Below are 16,882 nucleotides of genomic sequence, written 5' to 3'. Positions count from 1 at the left end.
CCGCCGCCATCGGCCGCCCGCCCGCCTCCCCCCAACCCCGCACCCCCAAGGTCTTCGCAAGAAGGAGCACCCTCCATGCCCGTGTACGACTACGTCGTGGTCGGCGGTGGTACCGCCGGTTCCGTCATCGCCTCCCGCCTCACCGAGGATCCGGACGTCACCGTCGCCGTCATCGAGGGCGGCCCGTCCGACATCGACCGCGAGGACGTGCTGACGCTGCGCAAGTGGCTCGGCCTCCTCGGCGGCGAGCTGGACTATGAGTACACGACCACCGAGCAGCCCCGCGGCAACTCGCACATCCTGCACAGCCGGGCCAAGGTCCTCGGCGGCTGCTCGTCCCACAACACCCTGATCTCCTTCAAGCCGCTGCCGTCCGACTGGGACGAGTGGGAGGCGGCCGGCGCCACCGGCTGGGGGGCGAAGGAGATGGACCCCTACTTCGGCAAGCTGCGCAACAACATCGTGCGGGTGGCGAAGAAGGACCAGAACCAGATCGCCACCGACTGGATCGAGGCGGCCAAGAGCGCGCTGGGCGTGCCGGAGGTCGTCGGGTTCAACGACAAGCCGTTCGACGAGGGCGTCGGCTTCTTCGACCTCTCCTACCACCCCGAGAACAACAAGCGGTCGTCCGCCTCGGTCGCCTACCTGCACCCGCACATGGAGGCCGGCGACCGGCCGAACCTCACGCTGATGCTGGAGACCTGGGCCCACAAGCTGGAGCTGGACGGCACCACCGCCAAGGGCGTCCACGTCCGCACGAAGGACGGCGAAGAGGTCTACGTCGAGGCCGCCCGCGAGGTGCTGGTGTGCGCCGGCGCCGTCGACACCCCGCGGCTGCTGATGCACTCCGGCATCGGGCCGAAGAAGGACCTGGAAGCGCTCGGCATACCCGTCGTGCACGACCTGCCGGGCGTCGGCGAGAACCTGATCGACCACCCCGAGTCGGTGATCGTCTGGGAGACCAACGGGCCGATCCCGGGCAACTCCGCGATGGACTCGGACGCGGGTCTGTTCGTCAAGCGGGACCCGGAGCACAAGGGCCCCGACCTGATGTTCCACTTCTACCAGATCCCGTTCACCGACAACCCCGAGCGGCTGGGCTACGAGCGCCCCGAACACGGCGTCTCGATGACCCCGAACATCCCCAAGTCCCGCTCCCGCGGCCGCCTGTACCTCACCTCCGCGGACCCCGAGGTCAAGCCCGCCCTCGACTTCAAGTACTTCGAGGACGAGGACGACTACGACGGGCGGACCCTCGTCGACGGCATCAAGCTGGCCCGCAAGGTCGCCCAGGCCGAGCCCTTCAAGAAGTGGCTCAAGCGCGAGGTCTTCCCCGGTCCGCACGTGACCGACGACGCGGAGATCAGCGAGCTGGTGCGCAAGGCCGCGCACACCGTCTACCACCCCGCCGGCACCTGCAAGATGGGCGCCGCCAACGATGAACTCGCCGTCGTCGACCCGGAGTTGAAGATCCGCGGTCTGCACGGCATCCGGATCGCCGACGCCTCGGTCTTCCCGACGATGCCGGCGGTCAACCCGATGCTGGGCGTGCTGATGGTGGGGGAGAAGTGCGCCGAACTGCTCCAGAAGGTTCCTACCGAGGGAGGTGATGCGTGATGGCTACCACCTCCGCCGGCGCATCCGAGATACCCGCTGCCCGCAAAGCCACCGACGCGGCCGAGGACGGCCGCGAGGTCGTCTTCTCCGTCCGCCACCTGTGGAAGGTCTTCGGCCCCAAGGCCGACAAGATCCCCGACGACGCCTCGGTCGCCGGACTGAGCGTGACGGAACTGCGCGAGAAGACCGGCTGCACCGCCGCCGTCCGCGACGTCTCCTTCGACGTCCACAAGGGCGAGGTCTTCGTCGTCATGGGCCTGTCCGGCTCCGGCAAGTCCACCCTCGTCCGGTGCCTGACCCGGCTGATCGAACCGACCAGCGGCGAGTTGGAGATGGACGGCGAGGACGTCCGCGCCATGGACCGCACCGCACTGCGCGAACTGCGCCGCCGCCGCGCCGCCATGGTCTTCCAGCACTTCGGCCTGCTGCCGCACCGCACCGTCGTCGACAACGTCGCCTACGGCCTGGAGATCCAGGGCGTCGGCAAGACCGAACGGCGCGAGAAGGCCAACGAGATGGTCGACAAGGTGGGCCTGACCGGACTGGAGAAGCGCCGCCCCGGGCAGCTCTCCGGCGGCCAGCAGCAGCGCGTCGGACTCGCCCGCGCGCTCGCCGTCGACCCCGAAGTCCTGCTGTTCGACGAGCCGTTCAGCGCGCTCGACCCGCTCATCCGCCGCGACATGCAGGAAGAGGTCGTCCGCCTGCACCGCGAGGAGGGCCGCACCATGGTCTTCATCACCCACGACCTCGCCGAGGCGCTGCGGATCGGCGACCGGATCGCCCTGATGCGCGACGGCGAGATCGTCCAGCTCGGCACCCCCGAGGAGATCGTCGGCTCCCCGGCCGACGACTACGTCCGCGACTTCGTCCGGGACGTCCCCCGCGAGCAGGTGCTGACCGTCCGCCGTGCGATGCGCCCGGCCGAGGACGGCGAGGCCGACCAGGGCCCGGCACTGGCCGCCGACACCCTGATCTCGGACGCCATCGAGGCGGTGGCCCGCTCCGGCGGCGCCGCCCGGGTCGTCGACGGCGGCCGCTGCCTCGGGGTCGTCGACCACGCCTGCCTGCTCAACGTGGTCGCCCGGATCGACGAGGAACGGCCCGGCGAGGTGGCTGCCTGATGATGTACGCCGCCACCCCCCGCCACGGCGCCGTCCGCGCCGTCGGCTCCAGAGCCCCCGTCGCCTCCCGCCGCTCCCGGCTGCGGGCCGCGCTGCTGCGCCGCTGGCGCGAGGCCCAGCGCGCCGCCGCCCTGGGCGTGCCGACCGGCACCGTGAAGCGGGGGCGCGCATGAGCACCGTATCCGCACCCCCGGCCGCCCAGCGCGGCCTCGGCGCCGACACCCCCAAGGCCGGCGTGGTCCGGGCCCTGCTGGGCCGCCGTGGCGTCGCCAAGCTCCTGCTGCTCGCCGTCGCCGCGGCCGTCCTGGTCCCCCTGGTGCACGCCACCTGGCCCGGCGCCGCCTGGCCCTCCGGGCTGACCGTCGACGTCTCCGGACCGCTCGGCAGGACCAGCGACTGGATCATCGACAACCGCGACAACCACTGGCTGTTCGTCTACTTCCTCGGCCACCTCTCCAACGCCGTGGTCCTCTCCGTCCGCGCGGTCTACCTGCTGCTGCTCGCCCTCGGCTGGACCGGTGTGACCGCCGGCGTCACGCTGATCGCCTGGCGGGTGGCCGGCTGGCGGATCGCCGCCACCGCGCTGGTCTCCCTGCTCGTCAGCGGGGCGCTCGGGATGTGGGTCCCGACCATGCAGACGCTGGCGCTGATGGTCGTGGCGGTCGTCGTCTCGGTCGCCGTCGGCGCGCTGCTCGGCCTCGCCGCCGGCCTCTCCGAGCGGCTGTTCCGCATCCTGCGCCCGGTTCTCGACACCATGCAGGTGCTGCCGGCGTTCGCCTACCTGCTGCCCGTGGTGCTGGTCTTCGGCATCGGTGTGCCGGCCGCGCTGCTGGCCACCGTCATCTACGCGGCCCCGCCGATGGCCCGGCTGACCGCGCTCGGACTGCGCGGCGCCGACCCCGGCGTACTGGAGGCGGTCTCCTCGCTCGGTGCCACCGGACGGCAGCGGCTGCTGACCGCCCGCCTCCCGCTGGCCCGCAAGGAACTGCTGCTCGGCGTCAACCAGACGATCATGATGGCGCTGTCCATGGTCGTGATCGCCTCGATGATCGGCGCGGCCGGCCTCGGTGACCGCGTCTACCAGGCGCTCGCCTCCGTCGACGTCGGCGCCGCGCTCGCCGCCGCCATCCCGATCGTGCTGCTGGCCATCGTGATGGACCGCACCACGGCCGCGGCCGGCGCCCGGCTCGGCGCGGCCGGCACCACGGCCGCCGCCGGCCCGTCCTGGCTGCGCGGCTGGCAGGCCTGGACCGGCGTGGCCGCACTCACCGTCCTGCTGGCCCTGGCCGGCCGGCTGACCGGCTCCGCGGTGTGGCCCGGCGCCTGGTTCGTGGACATCGCCCACCCGGTCAACGACTTCAAGGAGTGGATGGTCGACCACCTCTACTCCGGCGTCCCGGTCATCGGCGGTACCGCCGACTGGGCCGCGCACTTCACCAACTGGGTGCTCAACCCGCTGCGCGACGGCCTGACCGCGCTGCCCTGGTACGGCACGCTGCTCATCGTCGCCGCGCTGGCCTGGCTCATCGGCACCTGGCGCACCGCCCTGACCGCCGTCCTCGCGATGGCCGCCATCGGTGTGCTGGGCGTGTGGAAGCCGTCCATGAACACCCTCTCCCAGGTGCTCGCCGCCCTGGTCGTGACGCTGGTGCTGGGCTTCGGCATCGGCATCCTGGCGGCCGGCAGCAAGCGGTTCGAGGCGATCCTGCGCCCGGTCCTCGACGTCATGCAGACCATGCCGCAGTTCGTGTACCTGATCCCGGTCGTCGCACTGTTCGCCGTGGGCCGCGCCCCGGCCGCCGCGGCCGCGGTCGTCTACGCCCTGCCCGCGGTCATCCGCATCACCACCCAGGGCCTGCGCCAGGTCGACCCCGCCGCGATGGAGTCGGCGCGCTCGCTGGGCGCCACCCGCTGGCAGATGCTCCGCCAGGTGCAGCTGCCGCTGGCCCGGCCGGCCCTGCTGCTCGCCGTCAACCAGGGCGTGGTCCTGGTCCTCGCCGTCGTCATCATCGGCGGCCTGGTCGGCGGCGGTGCCCTCGGCTACGACGTGGTCACCGGCCTGGCCACCGGAGACCTGGCCCTCGGCCTGGTCGCGGGCGTGGCCATCGTGTGCCTGGGCCTGATGCTCGACCGGGTCACCCAGCCCACGGAACGCCGTACGGCGGGGAAGGGAGCCTGATCATGTCCCGTACGCGCAAAGCCTTCCTCGGTACGACCGTGCTCGCCGGCACGGTGGCGCTCGCGCTGTCCCTGTCCGCCTGCGGCAAGGCCGACATGACCAAGCAGGCCTCGCCGTTCGCGGCGGCCAAGGGCTCGAAGTCCGTCACGCTGTCCGTGCAGACCTGGGTCGGCGCGCAGTCCAACGTCGCGGTGGCCAAGTACCTGCTGGAACACCAGCTGGGCTACCACGTCGACACCGTCCAGGTGGACGAGATCCCCGCCTGGGACGCCCTCAGCCAGGGCCGGGTCGACGCGATCCTGGAGGACTGGGGCCACCCGGACCAGGAGAAGCGGTACGTCAAGGACAAGAAGACGATCACCGCGGGCGGCGGCAACGGCGTCACCGGTCACATCGGCTGGTACGTCCCCAAGTACTGGGCCGACAAGCACCCCGAGGTCACCGACTGGAAGAACCTCAACAAGTTCGCCCAGCAGCTGCGCACGTCCGAGAGCGGCAACAAGGGCCAGCTGATGGACGGTTCGCCGTCCTACGTCACCAATGACAAGGCGCTGGTGAAGAACCTCCACCTCAACTACGAGGTGGTGTTCGCCGGCTCCGAGGCGGCCCAGATCACCCAGATCCAGCAGTCCGCCAAGGAGAAGAAGCCCTTCCTCACGTACTGGTACGAGCCGCAGTGGCTCTTCAACCAGGTGCCGATGGTGGAGGTCAAGCTCCCCAAGTACACCGACGCCTGTGCGGAGAAGGGCACCAAGGACCCGCAGTCCATCGACTGCGCGTACCCCACCACCCCGCTCCAGAAGTACTTCAACACGGACTTCGCCAAGAGCGGCGGCAGCGCCGCGGCGTTCCTGAAGAACTTCAAGTGGTCCAAGGACGACCAGAACGAGGTCTCCGAGTCCATCGCCTCGGGCGGCCTGTCCGCCGACGAGGCGGCCAAGCGGTGGGTGGACAAGCACCCGGACGTCTGGAAGCGCTGGCTGCCGAAGAAGAAGTAGGCGGTCCCGGCCGGACGTCGGCCGAAGGGGGTGCGGGCCCGACGGGTCCGCACCCCCTTCGCATGCGCTCCGCGCGCCCCGCCCGCTACGGGCCGCCCGTTCCTACGGGTGGTCCGTTCCTACGGGTGGTCCGTTCCTACCCGGTGGTCCGTTCCTACGGGTGGTCCGGGCGGCACAGCCACACTCTGCGGTCCGGCTCGGTCGGGTACGAGTGGTCGAGCCGCCACCCCTGCTCGGCGGCCACCCGCAGCACCGCCTGGCCGCCCGCCGCGCGGTAGTGCCGGCTGCTGACGGCGACCCGGCGCAGGATCCGGCCGCCCTCGTCGGCGGCGTAGTGGCCGCGCCGGTCCCGCGCCAGCTCCTTGGCGAACCGCTTCGCCAGATAGGTCCGCAGATGGGCCACGTACGCCTCCGGGTTGCCGCGCAGCTCCAGCGTGCGCAGCCGCGGCACGAAGACGAACGTCAGCAGCGGCACCGCGAGCCGGGCGGGCAGCGGTCCCCAGGGCGCGCCGGGCGGCACCGGCGGGCCGCAGGGGTCGGGGACCCCGGTGTGCACCGGCGGCGGCAGCAGCCGGAAGAGGTACACCTTCTGGGCCCCGGCGCGGTGCCGCTTCCAGTTCACCGACCAGCCGTGGCGCCGCGCCAGTTGCTCGACGCCGCTCGCGCCCAGGCCGCGGTAGTGGCGCAGCGGCAGTTCCGTGGTGGCCTGCCGGACGCCGCTCGGCGGGAGCATGGCCGGCACCCAGCCGCTGTTCTTCTCCGCCCTGGCGAACCGTTCCCGCAGCAGTTCCTCGGTGAACGGCGCCCAGTCCTCCGGCCGTCCGCGCCACTCGACGCGCAGTCGCCGCCAGGAGAGCGCGGCCTTCGAGAAGCTGAACACCCCCGCCGGCGGGCCGACGTTGGCGTTGCCGAGGCCGTCGAGCCAGATCGCGAGGACGACCAGTCCGACCGCGAGCAGGACCCACAGCGGGAGGTAGACGAACTGCAGCACGAACTGTGCCACCAGCCCGGTACGGGAGCGCCGCGGGGCCGGTCCGGCGCCGGGGCCGGGCCGCTGCGGATGCGGCGGCTCGGCGAACGACGGGGCCGTGGGCGCGGGCCCGGAGCCGGGTGGGGACATGGATCTCCTCATCGGATGGCGTAGCGGGGGCTGTCCGAAAGGAGCCTAGTCAGCCGGGCGGGGCCTCACCCGTTCGGATGGCGGCCGGGGAGTTCCGGCGGGCGCACGGGCGGGGACGCCCGAGGATGCCACCATGCCGCTTCCCCCGAAATGCCCCACGACCGACTGTGACGACTGGTTGTGGAAGGACACCACCCAGACCAGTACCGACTGGGACAACTGGCGCTGGTGGTGCTGCCGTTGCCAGAAACAGTGGTACCCCACGGCGGAACAGCTCGGGGAGTTCCGCCACGGGGCATCGGGAGGACCGGGCGGCCCGGGACGGCAGCCGCGCGCCGCCGCGTACCGGGACCCGAGGGTGGCCGCCGCCCGTCCGTGACGAGCGGCGGCCCGCACCGGCTCAGGCGTTGTGCAGGCTCGCCCGCCAGTAGCCCTGCACACCGGCGTCGAGGGCCTGGATCTTGTTGAGCGCCTTGCCGAAGGAGGCATAGCGCGGGGTGGCCTTCCAGGTGGCCGAGATGCTGGCCGCCCCACGGACCAGGCGCGGCTTGCCGCCGCCCTTGATGTCCACGGCCGCGTTGACGTTGGTCACCGTGGCGCCACCGCCCTTGAGGTGGGTGACCCGTTCGCCCCTGGCCAGGTACTGCACCCACACCTGCTCGGTGGTGACCGGGATGCCGAAGACCTCCTCCGACATGGCGAAGCCGACGCGGGTGTTCAGACCCGCGATGGTCTCCTTGGCCTCGACCCGCATCTCCTTCACGAACGACACGTCCGCGTTGTACGGGACGGCGCGGCGCAGGTGCCCGGGCCGGGTGGTGCCCTTCAGCGACGCGGTGAGCGCCTCGTAGACCTTGCGGTTCTGGAGGTAGCCGACGAACTTCTGCTGCTTGGCCTTCGGCAGCGCACGGAACGCCTTGAGGGTCCGCTTCGCCTCGGGGGTCTTCCGGGACGCCAGGTACTGCAGATAGCTCGTGACCGTCAGCTTGCTCCCGAGCGACTGCTCCGCGGCGCCCACGGGGGCCGGCGCCGACGGCCGGCCGACGGCCGATGCCGTGGGGGCCAGGACCGCGAGGGCCGCCGCTCCGGCCACGGCGGCCGACCCGATACGGCGCATGGTGGAACCGTTGCTCATGGAATCTCCTCTTGCTCTGTTTCGGCGTGCGGAGGGGAGACCGAGCGTACGAACGGGGCCGCGCGGGCGGTATTGACCCTTCGGCCGGTGCCCTTCGGGACAAGCCGGGGCGCTTGAAGATCCACTGCCCAAACCCGTACCGGCGGTTTAGGAACCCTTTAAGATCTGCCGTAAGTGCTCTTTCCGGCCATGTGGCCTCGCTTTGCTGGGCAGTTACCGACCGTGACGCTGCTCATGCCGGGCAGAGGTTGCGTCGGGCGGTCACCGCGCCCGCTTCCCGGAGTCACAATCCGGGGTGGACCGCGGACCGCAGCGCACGATGACCGCACGCCCATGTTCGTCCGCCGGACCCCGACTCGACCAACCGGGGGAAAGCGGTGCGACCGTGCCCGACAGGACTCATAAGCAGAATACGGGGAAGGTAGAACTGCTTTGCCTCAGAGTCATACGTGCAACAAAAGTGAACTATCGGCTGCGCGGATAGCCGTGGCATACCCCACGAGCCCGCGCCCGACACCGGGAGACCCCTCCAGAATCCCTCACCTGACGCCGCGCGAACGCCAAGTGCTCATTCTCATCGGAAAGGCCGCGTCCAACCGGGAGATCGGGCACCAACTCGGCATCACCGAACGCACCGTCAAGGCTCACCTGGCCAATCTCATGACGAAGATCGATGTGGCCACCCGCATCGAAGCGGCCATCTTCGCGTACGCCCACCATCACGACATCAGCCCGCCGGACGGCAGTCTCCCGGTGGACCGTCCGTAATCCCGGCAGGCCCGCCGGAAACCTCCTCGCCCTCGGGACGGGCGAGGAGGTTCTTTCGCTTCCGGCGGCAATCCCCAATTCCCTTCCGTACGACTCCCCTTCGGTCGATGACCGGAAGTCCGTTGACCGTGCGTCCGATGCCCGAAGAGGCAATAGCGGAATAGCGGAGGGCGACGGAAGACTCTTTGCGGCGATCACCGACAACCGGTGCGCCGCGAAAGAGAGAAGAGGAGTCCCATGCGCAAGACGATGCGGATGGCCGCCACCGCCCTCGCCGCCGCGGTCACGCTGGGTATCGCAGCACCCATGGCCAGCGCGGCCCAGCACTCCCGCACCCCGGTCGTCTCCTCGGTCCAGGTGGGCGCGGTCCGCTCGGCCGGTGAGGTGAACACCCTCACCGCGGTGACCTACGCGGCCGGCCTCGACAAGGCCCAGGTGCCGGGCATTTCGGGCAAGGACGCCAAGGATCGCGCCAAGGCGATCGTGAAGTTCCTCAAGAAGGTGCTCGGCAAGCACTACAAGGAGGCCAAGGCCGCCGCGAAGAAGGGCGTCGCCGCCTTCCGGAAGTGGGTGAAGACCCTCAAGCCGTCGAGCCCGGTCCGCATCCTCCTGGAGAAGGTCGACACCTACGTGCTGGAGCTGATCGTCAAGCTCCTGCGGTAACGCCCCGCCCACAGGCCCACCTCCAGGAGAGGCTCAGGACCGACCCCCGAGGTCCTGAGCCTCTCCGTCTTCCGTCCCCGGACCGCTGCCTGTCTCCTGTGGGGGGAGTGCGGGCGGCTCCCGGCCCCGCACCGCTGCCGCCGGTGCGGGGCCGTCCGACGTGCGGTGACCCCTCCCGTTCTGTCCCCCGGCCCCCGAGCCCTGGCCGTTCCGCCGGCCCCGCGGCGCGGCATAGTAGGGCGCAGTCCGAGACGGGACATGACACAGCACGCCATGGCGCCGCCTGCCGCGACCGCCACGCACCGGGGGGACTTCCGCTTCCATGCCAGCCATCCGCCGTTCCACCGCCGCGGCCGCCGCCGTGGCCGCGCTGCTCGCGGTCACCGCCACCGGCTGCGGCCCCAGCGACGACAAGGCCGCCGCGCCCGGCAGTTCGGCCGCCGCCGACCAGAAGGGGCCGGGCGACGGGGGGCTGAAGCTGCCCAAGGGAATCCCGACCAGCATCGACGACCTGAAGAAGTGGAAGGACGGCGGCTGGAACGACTGGGGCGACTGGGCCCGGAAGGCCTCGGACTTCGCCAACCCCGTCATCAAGGACCACTGGAAGCCCGACCGGCTGGCCAAGGCCAAGGCCGCCCCGGAGATAGGGGTGAACGCCACCGGCGCGGGCAGCGGATCCGATGCCTCCGACCCCGAGCCGCGGCCGGTCACCGCCGAGCAGGTCGCCCGCCCGTACCACCAGCACATGGCCCCGGTCGGCAAGATCTTCTTCGACAGCCCCAAGGGCCCGATGGTCTGCTCCGGCACGATCGTCGAGGACCCGGCGCACCCGGGCAGGTCCAACCTGGTGTGGACCGCCGGCCACTGCGTGCACTCCGGCAAGCAGGGCGGCTGGATGCGCAACATCGTCTTCGTGCCGTCGTACAACGACAACGGCGTCCCGATGAACCAGGTCGGCGCCACCCCCGCCCAGCAGATCACCCCCTACGGCCGGTTCTGGGCGGACTGGATCACCACCTCCGGTGAGTGGATCAACATGGGCAGCGAGGAGACCGGCAACGGCGGCTCCGCCTACGACTTCGCGGTGCTGCACGTGAAGCCGGAGAACGGCGGCGGCAAGTCGCTCCAGGAGACCGTGGGCGCCGCCGCCCAGGTGTGGTTCAACGCGCCCTCCGCCGACGGCATCAGCTCCCTCGACGCGTTCGGCTACCCGGCCGCGCCCCCGTACGACGGCGCGCGGATGATGAACTGCCCGGCCCGCCCCGGCCGGCTGGTCATGCAGCAGGGCACGCCCGCCATGCACCGCATCGGCTGCACGATGACCGGCGGGACCTCCGGCGGCGGCTGGTTCGTCAACCGCGGCGGCAAGCTGACCCTGGTCTCCAACACCTCCATCAGCTCCCACGCCCACACCTGGCTGGCCGGCCCGCACCTGGGCCCCGAGGCGCAGCGGGTCTTCGACGGCATCAGCCGCAAGTTCGCCGGCCAGTAGAGCCGGCCCCGCCCCGCTCCCCGCGGACGACGTCTTCCTGCGGCCCCGGCGGCAACGCCCGGCACAGCGCCGCCAGGGCCGCCGGGAAGGCGCTCTCGGACGGGGTGGCATAGCCGACGACCAGGCCGTGGCGGGGCGGCGTCGGCGCGTCCGGGTGCCGGTACTCCGACAGTCCGTCCAGGGCCAGGCCCTGCCAGCGGGCGGCACGCAGCGCGGCACGCTCGCCCACCGCACCGGCGCCGTCCGGGAGTCGCAGGACGGCGTGCAGCCCGGCGGCGATACCGGTGACCCGCAGCTGCGGGGCGTGGCCGGCCACCGCGGCGACCAGCTGGTCCCGGCGCCGCCGGTAGCGCTGCCGCATCCGGCGCACATGCCGGTCGTAGGCCCCGTGCGTCAGGAACTCCGCGAGGGTGAGCTGGTCGGTGACCCCGGCCCAGGCCTCCCGTTCGCCCTTGGCCGCGAGGACGGCGTCGACCAGCCGGCCGGGCAGCACCATCCAGCCCAGCCGCACCGCGGGCGACAGGCTCTTGCTGACCGAGCCGAGGTGGACCACCCGCTCGGGGTCCAGGCCCTGCAGGGCGCCGACCGGCCGTCGGTCGTAGCGGAACTCGCCGTCGTAGTCGTCCTCGATGACGTAACCACCGCCGGCCCGCGCCCAGTTGATGACGGCGGCCCGGCGGTCGGGGTGCAGCGGGACACCGGTGGGGAACTGGTGGGCCGGGGTGAGCAGCACCGCCCTTACGTCGTCCAGCTCCGCCAACCGGCCGGTATCCGCGCCGAGTTCGTCGACCGCCAAGGGGCGGGTGACGGTGCCGGACGCGGCCAGGAGCTGCCGGTGGAAGGGCAGGCCGTACGCCTCGACGGCGAGCGGGCCGGGGAGGACGGCGGGGAACAGCAGCCGCAGGGCGTGCGCGAAACCGGAGCAGATGACGATCCGGCCGGGATCGGTGCGGACGCCGCGGGTGCGGGCCAGATAGTCGGTCAGGGCGCGGCGCAGTTCCGGGCGGCCGCGCGGATCGCCGGGCCCGAACGCGTCGTCGGGGGCGGCGGTCAGCGCCCGGCGGGCGGCGGCGACCCAGGCCGTACGGGGGAACGCGGCGGCGTCCGGCTGCCCCTGGAGGAGGTTGTGCCGGGGAGGGGCCGCCGGGGTGCGGTGGGCCGGGGCGCGGGTGGGCGTGAGCGGCCGGGCCCGGTGTGCCACGCGGGTGCCGGAGCCCTGGCGGGCGGTGAGCCAGCCCTCCGCGACGAGTTCGGCGTAGGCGTCGGCGACGGTGTTGCGGGCGAGGCCGAGATCGGCGGCGAGCGAACGGTACGGCGGCAGGCGGGTGCCGGGGGCCAGCCGCCCGGACCGTACGGCCTCGCGGAGCGCACGGAGCAGGGCGGCACGCCGGCCGCCCGGACCGGTCAGTTCCAGATGCAGGTCGGTGCCCAGGCCCTCGGCGGAATTGACCCATGATTCCGGCATGGAAATGCACCCTACAGCCGGTCGCCCCGGCTCCTAGATTCGAGGCATGACGCACACCGCAGCGCAGGACACGACGCACACCGCAACCGCCACCGCAGCAGGCGCATCCACCGAACTCCGCAGCCCCCGGGTCGATTTCGCCAAGGCCGCCCCCAAGGCCTTCCGGGCACTGATCGGCTTCGACGCCGCGGCCCGCGAGGGCCTGGACCCGGCCCTGGTCGAACTGGTCCAGATCCGGTCCTCGCAGCTCAACAAGTGCGCCTACTGCCTGCACATGCACACCACCGACGCCCGCAAGGCCGGGGAGAGCGAGGAGCGGCTGCACATGGTCGCCGTCTGGGAGGAGGCGGGCCACTTCTTCACCGAGCGGGAGCGGGCGGCGCTGGCGCTCACCGAGGCCGTCACGCTGGTCGCCCACGGCGGGGTGCCGGACGCGGTGTACGAGCGGGCCGCCCGGCACTTCGCGGCGGAGGAACTGGCCCGGCTGCTGGCGCTGATCTTCACCATCAACACCTGGAACCGGATCGCGATCAGCACGGGAAAGGTGGCCGGGACCGACGAACGCTGACGCCGGGGCCGCGGCATGGGCGGACGACCCCTGTACGTCCGCCCCGCCGCGGCCCCGGACCCCGCGGGTCCGTAATCTTCCGGCATGGTTTCCTCGCCCCGCTTGGAGAAGATCACTCCCGGCAACTTCGACGCCGCGATCGCCCTGAAGGTACGTCCCGAGCAGGACCACTTGGTCGCTCCGGTCGTCAAGTCCCTCGCCGAGGCGTACGTGCATCCCGACGTCGCATGGCCCCGGCTCATCCTCGACGAGGACCGAGTGGTCGGCTTCCTGATGGCCTTCTTCGACATCGACTTCGCCGGCGACGGCACCGGCACCGACATCCGCTCGGGGCTGTGGCGTCTGAACATCGCCGCCGGGGAGCAAGGCCGCGGCTATGGCCGCTTCGCGGTCCGGGCAGTAGCCGGCGAGATCCGCCGCCGTGGCGGCACCTGCCTGACGGCCTGCTGGCATCCCGGCAGCGACGGCCCCGAAGCCTTCTACCTCGGACTTGGATTCCGACTGACCGGAGAGATGAGCGGCGACCAGCGCGTCGGCGAACTGGACCTCACCCGGCCGTGATCCGCCGGACCGGCCCTAACCCTGCGCGGGCCGCCCGCCCCGCAGCCGCTCGGCCACCTCCGCCAGCGTCGCCATCGCCGCGTGCTGCAGCCCGCCGCCGAACGTGATCCGGGCCGCGCCCAGCGCGCCCAGCTCCTGCGGGGTGGGCCCGCCGGGCACCGCGAGGGCGTTCACCGGGCGTCCGATCGCGGTGGCCAGAGCGGACAGCAGCGCGGGCGGAGCGAAGATCGGATAGACGCAGTCGGCGCCCGCCGCCGCGTAGAGCAGACCGCGGCGCACCGTCTCCGCCGTCTCCCGCTCGCCCTCGACGCCACGCAGGTAGGTGTCGATCCGCGCGTTGATCACCAGCGCGTCACCGGCCTCGGCCCGTACCTCCGCCAGCCAGGCCGCCTGCTCCTCGGCATCGCGCAGGGCGCCGGTGGCATGGTCGGTGTCCTCCAGGTTGCAGCCGGCCGCCCCGGCGTCCAGCAGCCGGCCCACCAGCTCCGTCGCCGACAGTCCGTACCCGGCCTCCACGTCCGCCGTGACGGGCACGTCCACCGCCCGCACGATCCGGGCGATCGCGGCGAACATCTCCTCCGGCGGCGTCCGGCCGTCCTCGTGGCCCAGGGAGGCGGCGATCCCGGCGCTGGGCGTGGCCAGCGCCGGGAAGCCGGCGTCCGCGAAGACCCGGGCGGCGGCCGCGTCCCACGGGCCGGGCAGGACCAGCGGCAGCTCCGGGCCGTGGTGCAGCGCGCGCAGCGTCGCGGCGGCGCTCACAGCTCCGACCCCGGCGGCTGGCGGACCGTCACATTGACCCGGTTCCAGTTGTTGATCGCGACGATCACCGCCAGCAGATGGGCCAGTTCACGCTCGTCGAAGTGGGCGGCGGCCCGCTCGTAGACCTCGTCCGGGACGTGCCCGTCGGTCAGGACGGTGACGGCCTCGGTGAGGGCCAGCGCGGCCCGTTCCCGCGCCGAGTAGACCTCGCCCGCCTCCTCCCACGCCGGCAGCAGATCGATCCGCTGCCGGCTCACCCCGGCCTCGTGCAGGTTCTTCACATGCATGTCGATGCAGAACGCACACCGGTTGAGCTGCGAGGCGCGCAGCACCACCAGCTCGGCCAGCACCGGGTCGCCCAGCCCCTTCTTGGCAGCCGTGGTGAGCGCCAGCTGCGCCTGGTAGAACGCCGGCTGCCGGCCCCAGAACTTCATCCGATGGGTCATCGGTTCAGGCCCTCCCCGGGGTCATGCGGGTGGTCACACCGAAGCGGTTCCAGGCGTTGATGGTGGTGATCAGGGCGATGAGCCGGGCGAGCTCGGGCTCCTCGAAGTGGGCGGCGGCCCGCTCGTACACCTCGTCCGGGACGAAGCCTTCCGTCAGGACGGTGACGGCCTCGGTCAGCGCCAGCGCCGCCCGCTCCTTGTCGGTGTAGTACTCCTCGGCCTCCGCCCAGGCGGCGAGCAGAGAGATCCGCTCCTCCGTCTCGCCGGCCTCACGGGCGTCCCTGATGTGCATGTCGAGGCAGAAGGCGCACTTGTTGATCTGGGAGGCCCGGATCTTGACCAGCTCGACCAGCGGCGGGTCCAGGTCCTTCTTCGCCGCCGCGTCCAGCGCGATCATGGCCTTGTAGACCTCGGGCGCGAGTTCGGCCCAAGGCATCCGGGGCCCGGTGGAGGTCGTGGATGTCGTCGTCATGGCTACGACGCTACGTCGGCAGTGGCACGCCGGTATGGTCCACTTCCATGGCGAAATCATGGTCCACTTTCGGTCGTGATCTGCATCTTGACCTCACCGGCCCCGGCGGACTGCGCGCCGCACTGATCCGCGCACTGCGGGACGCCGTACGGACCGGACGGCTGGCCCCCGGCACCCGCCTGCCCTCCTCCCGCTCGCTCGCCGCCGACCTCGGCATCGCCCGCAACACCGTCGCCGACGCCTACGCCGAACTCGTCGCGGAGGGCTGGCTCAGCGCCCGCCAGGGCTCCGGCACCCGGGTCGCCGACCGCGTACTGCCGCGCACCGCCCCCGCCGTACGCCGCCCGCACGGCCCCGTCGCCCGCCCCGGCCCGCCGCGCTTCGACCTCACCCCCGGCACCCCGGACGTCTCCGCCTTCCCCCGCACCGCCTGGCTCACCGCCGCCCGCCGCGCGCTGACCGCCGCGCCCAGCGAGGCCTTCGGCTACGGCGACCCGGCCGGCCGCCCCGAACTGCGCACCGTCCTCGCCGACTACCTCGCCCGGGCCCGCGGGGTCCGCGCCGACCCCGACCGGATCGTCGTCTGCACCGGCTTCATGCAGGGCCTGGCCCTGCTCGCCCGCACCCTCGGCACCGGCCGGCTGGCCGTCGAGTCGTACGGACTGGACTTCCACCGCGACGTCATCACCCGCGCCGGACTGCGCACCGTCCCCCTCGTCGTCGACGAGCGCGGCGCCCGCACCGAGGACCTGGCCGGGCTCGACGACGTCCGCGCGGCCCTGCTCACCCCCGCCCACCAGTTCCCCACCGGCGTCCCGCTGCACCCCGACCGCCGCGCGGCCGCCGTCAACTGGGCGTGCACTACCGGCGGTTACATCCTGGAGGACGACTACGACGGCGAGTTCCGCTACGACCGGCAGCCCGTCGGCGCCCTCCAGGGCCTCGACCCCGACCACGTCGTCTACCTGGGCACCGCCAGCAAGAGCCTGGCCCCCGCCCTGCGGCTGGCCTGGATGGTGCTGCCGGACCGCCTCGTCGACCCGCTGCTGGCCGTCAAACGCACCGGCGAATGGCAGTCCGGCCAGCTGGAACAGCTCACCCTCGCCGAGTTCCTCTCCTCCGGCGGCTACGACCGGCACCTCCGCGGGATGCGGCTGCGCTACCGGCGCCGCCGCGACCAGCTCGTCGCGGCCCTCGCCGAACGGGCCCCGCACGTCCACATCTCCGGCATCGCCGCCGGCCTGCACGCCGTACTCGAACTCCCGCCCGGCACCGAGCAGTCCATCGTCCAGGCCGCCCGCTGGCAGGGCCTCGCCCTGGAGGGCCTCACCCGCTTCCACACCCCCACCGCCCCACCCACCCCCCGGGACGCCCTGGTCGTCGCCTACGGCACCCCACCGGACCACGCTTTCCACGGCGCCCTGGACGCACTGGTCAGGGCTCTGCCGCCGGAGCCGGGGGCATGACCGGGGGCGGGGGAGAGGCGGGGGCCTCAGCGAGCCTGGAGTTCCTTGAAGT

The 16,882-nt window shown here is 72.3% G+C and carries 18 protein-coding genes; 12 read left to right on the top strand and 6 right to left on the bottom strand.

Features of this window, described 5'->3' with window-relative positions:
- Positions 1-75 precede the first annotated feature (75 nt).
- The 5 genes from AB0G35_RS08830 to AB0G35_RS08810 are packed head-to-tail and all read left to right on the top strand — an operon-like array spanning position 76 to position 5,915.
- Positions 76-1,617: a GMC oxidoreductase gene (locus tag AB0G35_RS08830; protein WP_360945934.1), complete on the top strand. Its 1,542-nt coding sequence runs from the start codon at positions 76-78 to the stop codon at positions 1,615-1,617.
- Positions 1,617-2,738, top strand: coding sequence for a glycine betaine/L-proline ABC transporter ATP-binding protein (locus AB0G35_RS08825; protein WP_360945931.1), 1,122 nt, complete (start codon positions 1,617-1,619; stop codon positions 2,736-2,738). Before AB0G35_RS08830 ends, AB0G35_RS08825 begins: the two co-directional genes overlap by 1 nt.
- Positions 2,738-2,911, top strand: a complete 174-nt coding sequence (locus AB0G35_RS08820; protein ID WP_261956083.1) for a hypothetical protein — start codon at positions 2,738-2,740, stop codon at positions 2,909-2,911. Before AB0G35_RS08825 ends, AB0G35_RS08820 begins: the two co-directional genes overlap by 1 nt.
- Entirely contained in the window at positions 2,908-4,917 is a 2,010-nt protein-coding gene (locus tag AB0G35_RS08815) for an ABC transporter permease subunit (protein ID WP_360945928.1), read from the top strand. The genes AB0G35_RS08820 and AB0G35_RS08815 overlap by 4 nt, the downstream gene beginning before the upstream one ends.
- A gap of 2 nt (positions 4,918-4,919) precedes the next feature.
- Positions 4,920-5,915: an ABC transporter substrate-binding protein gene (locus AB0G35_RS08810; RefSeq protein WP_360945925.1), complete on the top strand. Its 996-nt coding sequence runs from the start codon at positions 4,920-4,922 to the stop codon at positions 5,913-5,915.
- Positions 5,916-6,069: 154 nt separating this feature from the next.
- Here the strand turns inward: AB0G35_RS08810 and AB0G35_RS08805 are convergent, their stop codons facing one another.
- Complete coding sequence (locus tag AB0G35_RS08805; protein WP_360945922.1) at positions 6,070-7,035, bottom strand: hypothetical protein; 966 nt, start codon at positions 7,033-7,035, stop codon at positions 6,070-6,072.
- A gap of 133 nt (positions 7,036-7,168) precedes the next feature.
- On the opposite strand from AB0G35_RS08805, the gene AB0G35_RS08800 reads away from it, so the two are divergent.
- The gene (locus AB0G35_RS08800) at positions 7,169-7,414 is read left to right on the top strand and encodes a hypothetical protein (protein ID WP_360945919.1); all 246 of its coding nucleotides are present in this window, start codon (positions 7,169-7,171) and stop codon (positions 7,412-7,414) included.
- Positions 7,415-7,435: 21 nt separating this feature from the next.
- On the opposite strand, the gene AB0G35_RS08795 is transcribed toward AB0G35_RS08800, so the two are convergent.
- A complete protein-coding gene (locus AB0G35_RS08795) occupies positions 7,436-8,170 on the bottom strand; it encodes a hypothetical protein (RefSeq protein WP_360945916.1) in 735 nt (244 codons plus the stop codon).
- A gap of 486 nt (positions 8,171-8,656) precedes the next feature.
- On the opposite strand from AB0G35_RS08795, the gene AB0G35_RS08790 reads away from it, so the two are divergent.
- From AB0G35_RS08790 to AB0G35_RS08780, 3 genes are all read left to right on the top strand, one after another.
- Positions 8,657-8,938: a helix-turn-helix transcriptional regulator gene (locus tag AB0G35_RS08790; protein WP_360945913.1), complete on the top strand. Its 282-nt coding sequence runs from the start codon at positions 8,657-8,659 to the stop codon at positions 8,936-8,938.
- Between the two features lie 237 nt (positions 8,939-9,175).
- Positions 9,176-9,601 carry a hypothetical protein gene (locus tag AB0G35_RS08785; RefSeq protein ID WP_360945910.1) on the top strand — a complete coding sequence of 142 codons (426 nt, stop codon included), beginning with the start codon at positions 9,176-9,178 and terminating at the stop codon, positions 9,599-9,601.
- 322 nt (positions 9,602-9,923) lie between these two features.
- Entirely contained in the window at positions 9,924-11,093 is a 1,170-nt protein-coding gene (locus tag AB0G35_RS08780) for a hypothetical protein (RefSeq protein ID WP_360945907.1), read from the top strand.
- Here AB0G35_RS08780 and AB0G35_RS08775 read toward each other — a convergent pair.
- The gene (locus tag AB0G35_RS08775) at positions 11,068-12,558 is read right to left on the bottom strand and encodes a PLP-dependent aminotransferase family protein (RefSeq protein WP_360945904.1); all 1,491 of its coding nucleotides are present in this window, start codon (positions 12,556-12,558) and stop codon (positions 11,068-11,070) included. The genes AB0G35_RS08780 and AB0G35_RS08775 overlap by 26 nt on opposite strands.
- 46 nt (positions 12,559-12,604) lie before the next feature.
- Between AB0G35_RS08775 and AB0G35_RS08770 the strand changes: the two genes are divergently transcribed.
- Together AB0G35_RS08770 and AB0G35_RS08765 are read left to right on the top strand one after the other, a co-directional pair.
- Entirely contained in the window at positions 12,605-13,126 is a 522-nt protein-coding gene (locus tag AB0G35_RS08770; protein WP_360945901.1) for a carboxymuconolactone decarboxylase family protein, read from the top strand.
- An 84-nt stretch (positions 13,127-13,210) separates the two neighbouring features.
- Positions 13,211-13,687 carry a GNAT family N-acetyltransferase gene (locus AB0G35_RS08765; RefSeq protein WP_360945898.1) on the top strand — a complete coding sequence of 159 codons (477 nt, stop codon included), beginning with the start codon at positions 13,211-13,213 and terminating at the stop codon, positions 13,685-13,687.
- Between the two features lie 15 nt (positions 13,688-13,702).
- Here AB0G35_RS08765 and AB0G35_RS08760 read toward each other — a convergent pair whose 3' ends face one another.
- From AB0G35_RS08760 to AB0G35_RS08750, 3 genes are read right to left on the bottom strand one after another with little or no spacing between them, the layout of a single operon-like run.
- On the bottom strand, positions 13,703-14,446 hold the full coding sequence (locus AB0G35_RS08760; RefSeq protein WP_360945895.1) for an isocitrate lyase/phosphoenolpyruvate mutase family protein: 744 nt from the start codon (positions 14,444-14,446) through the stop codon (positions 13,703-13,705).
- Positions 14,443-14,892, bottom strand: a complete 450-nt coding sequence (locus AB0G35_RS08755; RefSeq protein WP_360945892.1) for a carboxymuconolactone decarboxylase family protein — start codon at positions 14,890-14,892, stop codon at positions 14,443-14,445. Before AB0G35_RS08755 ends, AB0G35_RS08760 begins: the two co-directional genes overlap by 4 nt.
- Before the next feature lie 4 nt (positions 14,893-14,896).
- On the bottom strand, positions 14,897-15,364 hold the full coding sequence (locus AB0G35_RS08750) for a carboxymuconolactone decarboxylase family protein (RefSeq protein ID WP_360945889.1): 468 nt from the start codon (positions 15,362-15,364) through the stop codon (positions 14,897-14,899).
- 47 nt (positions 15,365-15,411) lie between these two features.
- Here AB0G35_RS08750 and AB0G35_RS08745 point away from each other — a divergent pair, with 47 nt between their 5' ends.
- A complete protein-coding gene (locus tag AB0G35_RS08745; RefSeq protein ID WP_360945886.1) occupies positions 15,412-16,830 on the top strand; it encodes a PLP-dependent aminotransferase family protein in 1,419 nt (472 codons plus the stop codon).
- The last annotated feature ends 52 nt before the right edge of the window (positions 16,831-16,882 follow it).

This window comes from Streptomyces sp. NPDC021749, assembly GCF_040640655.1.
GTDB lineage: Bacteria > Actinomycetota > Actinomycetes > Streptomycetales > Streptomycetaceae > Streptomyces.
This window is presented reverse-complemented; position numbering and strand designations above follow the sequence as displayed.

Bases quoted from the DNA above. Each gene is read 5' to 3' on its own strand.
- AB0G35_RS08830 (WP_360945934.1), top strand. From the start codon at position 76: ATGCCCGTGTACGACTACGTCGTGGTCGGCGGTGGTACCGCCGGTTCC.
- AB0G35_RS08825 (WP_360945931.1), top strand. From the start codon at position 1,617: ATGGCTACCACCTCCGCCGGCGCATCCGAGATACCCGCTGCCCGCAAA.
- AB0G35_RS08820 (WP_261956083.1), top strand. From the start codon at position 2,738: ATGATGTACGCCGCCACCCCCCGCCACGGCGCCGTCCGCGCCGTCGGC.
- AB0G35_RS08815 (WP_360945928.1), top strand. From the start codon at position 2,908: ATGAGCACCGTATCCGCACCCCCGGCCGCCCAGCGCGGCCTCGGCGCC.
- AB0G35_RS08810 (WP_360945925.1), top strand. From the start codon at position 4,920: ATGTCCCGTACGCGCAAAGCCTTCCTCGGTACGACCGTGCTCGCCGGC.
- AB0G35_RS08805 (WP_360945922.1), bottom strand. From the start codon at position 7,035: ATGTCCCCACCCGGCTCCGGGCCCGCGCCCACGGCCCCGTCGTTCGCC.
- AB0G35_RS08800 (WP_360945919.1), top strand. From the start codon at position 7,169: ATGCCGCTTCCCCCGAAATGCCCCACGACCGACTGTGACGACTGGTTG.
- AB0G35_RS08795 (WP_360945916.1), bottom strand. From the start codon at position 8,170: ATGAGCAACGGTTCCACCATGCGCCGTATCGGGTCGGCCGCCGTGGCC.
- AB0G35_RS08785 (WP_360945910.1), top strand. From the start codon at position 9,176: ATGCGCAAGACGATGCGGATGGCCGCCACCGCCCTCGCCGCCGCGGTC.
- AB0G35_RS08780 (WP_360945907.1), top strand. From the start codon at position 9,924: ATGCCAGCCATCCGCCGTTCCACCGCCGCGGCCGCCGCCGTGGCCGCG.
- AB0G35_RS08775 (WP_360945904.1), bottom strand. From the start codon at position 12,558: ATGCCGGAATCATGGGTCAATTCCGCCGAGGGCCTGGGCACCGACCTG.
- AB0G35_RS08770 (WP_360945901.1), top strand. From the start codon at position 12,605: ATGACGCACACCGCAGCGCAGGACACGACGCACACCGCAACCGCCACC.
- AB0G35_RS08765 (WP_360945898.1), top strand. From the start codon at position 13,211: ATGGTTTCCTCGCCCCGCTTGGAGAAGATCACTCCCGGCAACTTCGAC.
- AB0G35_RS08755 (WP_360945892.1), bottom strand. From the start codon at position 14,892: ATGACCCATCGGATGAAGTTCTGGGGCCGGCAGCCGGCGTTCTACCAG.
- AB0G35_RS08750 (WP_360945889.1), bottom strand. From the start codon at position 15,364: ATGACGACGACATCCACGACCTCCACCGGGCCCCGGATGCCTTGGGCC.
- AB0G35_RS08745 (WP_360945886.1), top strand. From the start codon at position 15,412: ATGGCGAAATCATGGTCCACTTTCGGTCGTGATCTGCATCTTGACCTC.